The organism is Treponema berlinense, from assembly GCF_052273165.1.
GTDB lineage: Bacteria > Spirochaetota > Spirochaetia > Treponematales > Treponemataceae > Treponema_D > Treponema_D berlinense_A.
On record NZ_DAVZIU010000042.1, the window covers coordinates 1 to 2,857 of the forward strand.

Annotated in this window: 1 protein-coding gene; it reads left to right on the forward strand. The window is 35.8% G+C overall.

The window, feature by feature from the left end; translation table 11 throughout:
• Positions 1 to 2,857 (forward strand): two-component regulator propeller domain-containing protein (locus ACT6XC_RS09260; protein ID WP_443741599.1); only part of this gene is annotated, 2,857 nt, incomplete at both ends.

Below are 2,857 nucleotides of genomic sequence, written 5' to 3' on the forward strand. Positions count from 1 at the left end.
GTTCCGTTTACGGTGATTGCGCTTTTGGTTGACCTTCTTGGAAGAGTTTTTGCCGAAAAACTTATGCTTCCGCTCTGGTGTGATTCTGTCGGAACTTTTTTTATTGCGTATTTTGCAGGTCCAGTTTGTGGTGCTATAGTCGGTTTTACGAACAATATAATTTACGGCATTTTTGTTGAACAGCAATCGGTTTACTGCGTTACTGGCGCATTTATCGGTTTTTTAGCCGGATATTTTGCAAAAAAAAAGGTTTTTGAAAGCCAGTTTTTAACCATGACGATTGGAATGGGACTTGCCGTAATTTCGACAGTGATTTCCGTAATCGTCAGCATAACAATGTATGGCGGTGATATTGGCAATATTTGGGCATCTCAAGTAATGCGTTTTTTTATGGATACAGGTTTTCAAAAATATGTTTCCTTTGTGATTGGCCAGTTTTATATTGAATTTTTGGACAAATTGTTTTGTGTCGAGATAATTTATCTTTTAATAAAACTCGTAAGGTTTTACAGAAAAAAACGTGATGAAAATTTAGAGAAAAAAAATTGTTCAAAAAAAATAGCTCCGTTTCTGACTTTTATTTTTGCTCTTTTCTTTGTTTTTCAGCCTAAGCCAGTTTTTAGTCAAAATTTTGCCGATGAATACGACTCTTATGTTCAGACTGTTTTTTCAAATTCTGAAGGACTTTTATCTGGCGAAGCAAACGACATAGAACAGACAAATGACGGAAAACTTTGGATTGGAACTTATGCCGGCCTGTTTAAGTATGACGGTTCAAAATTTAAGCTTATGAACGATATTCATTCTGTAAAAAGCGTAAATTGTCTTTTTGTAGACGAAGAAGGAAGACTTTGGACTGGAACAAATGACGGCGGAATTACGATTTTTATAAATGAACATGTGATGAATGTGATTGACGAAGAAAGCGGTCTTCTTTCAAATTCTGTAAAGGACATTGTTAGCGATACTGAAGGAAATTATTACATCGGAACAACAGAAGGAATTTCTCTCGTGTCTTTGAGTGGCGGAGTAAAAATTACAAAAAACTATGAACAGATTAAAAACGTAACAAAAATGTCCGCTGACAAATTTGGAAATGTCGTTGCTGTTACTGAACGCGGAGAACTTTTTTGCTTTAAAAACGGAGAAATTTGCTGTTCATTTTTAAAAGACGAGGAAAAGATTTCTTTTCAGAGTGTAGATTTTTCGGAGGACGGAAGGCTTTTTCTTGCAAGCCGGGACAATTTGATTTTTATCTACAGCTTGACCTCTTCTGGGGCAAATTTAGTCCGCAAATTTAAAATTCCAGGAATCGAAGGTATAAATTCATTCTATTTTGCAGAAAATAATGGTGTTTTTGTTTGTTCTGACACGGGAATTGCTTTTTTTGATGAGAGTTTTAAAGCCAAAAAACTTTACACGAACAATTTTACGAATTCAATCGATACAATGCTTATTGATTATCAGGGAAATCTTTGGTTCAGTTCTTCAAGGCTTGGACTTCTAGAAATGTGCAAATCTACTTTTGTTGAACTTTTTTCAGAAATCGAAGAAACCGCGGTTGTAAATTCTACGGAAAAATGGCAGGGACTTCTTTTTTGCGGAACTGACGAGGGGCTTATAATTCTTGACGAAGAAAATGAAAAAAAAGTTGAAAATAAAATAAGTTCATTGCTTAAAAAAATAAGAATTCGCTGTTTGAAGGTGGATTCTATGGATAATCTGTGGATTGCAACGACTGGGAGCGGCATTTATAAGGTAAGTGTGGATTCTTCTGGCGAATACGAAATAAAGAATTTTTCACAGAAAACAGGACTTCCTGGAAACCGTTTTAGAAACATTTGCGAACTTAAGGACGGAAGAATTGCTGTTGCCGGAGATTATGGAGTTGCCTTTTTGAGGGGAGATTCTATTGAAAAAGTTTTTTCTGCGCAGGACGGTTTTGTCAATGAAAAATCTCTCTGCCTTCTTGAATATAAAAATGGTTGCTATGTAGGTTCGGACGGCGGTGGAATTTCAAAAATCGAAAATGATCGAATTGTTAAAAATATTGGAAAAAAGGACGGACTTTCTTCAAATGTAATTTTGCGAATGGTTTACGATTCTTTTTCTGACGGTGTCTTTATTGTTACGAGTAACGGAATTTGCTATACGTCCGAAAATGGAGAAGTTAAAGAACTCGATAAGTTTCCGTATTCAAACAATTACGATATGATTTGCGATCCTGATGGAACATGCTGGATTTTGGGAAGCGCAGGAATTTATTTGGCACAATCAAAAGACTTGATTGAAAATTTAACAACCGAATATCAGGTTATAAATGCAAAGCACGGTTTTCGTTCGCTACTGATTGCAAATTCGTGGCCTTGTCTCGAAAACGATAATCTTTATCTTTGCTGCGACAGCGGAGTTGTAAAGGTTAATATGTCAAAATACGACATGGCTTCAAAATCTTACCGCATGATTTTAGATTTTGTGGAAGTTGACGGAATAAAGCAGAGAATCAGCCGTTCTGACATTCTTAAACTTTCGCCTCAAACGCAAAAGTTTGTGCTTGAGCCGGAAATATTGAATTATTCCCTGAACGATCCTTACGTAGAATATTTTCTTGACGGAAATGACCTGAAACCGACAAAGTGTTTGCTCAGCGAACTTGGAAAAATTTCTTATTCAAACTTAAAACCAAAGACTTACGTGTTTAAAATTTCAATTCTCGACGGATTGAATGGAAGCGTAATCGAAAGTGCAAATTACACGATTGAAAAAGAAACAGAAATGTATCAGAAAAACTGGTTTAAGCTCTATGTAATTTTGACAGGCTGTCTTGTTCTTGTCTGGCTTACCTGGTTTGTTACTA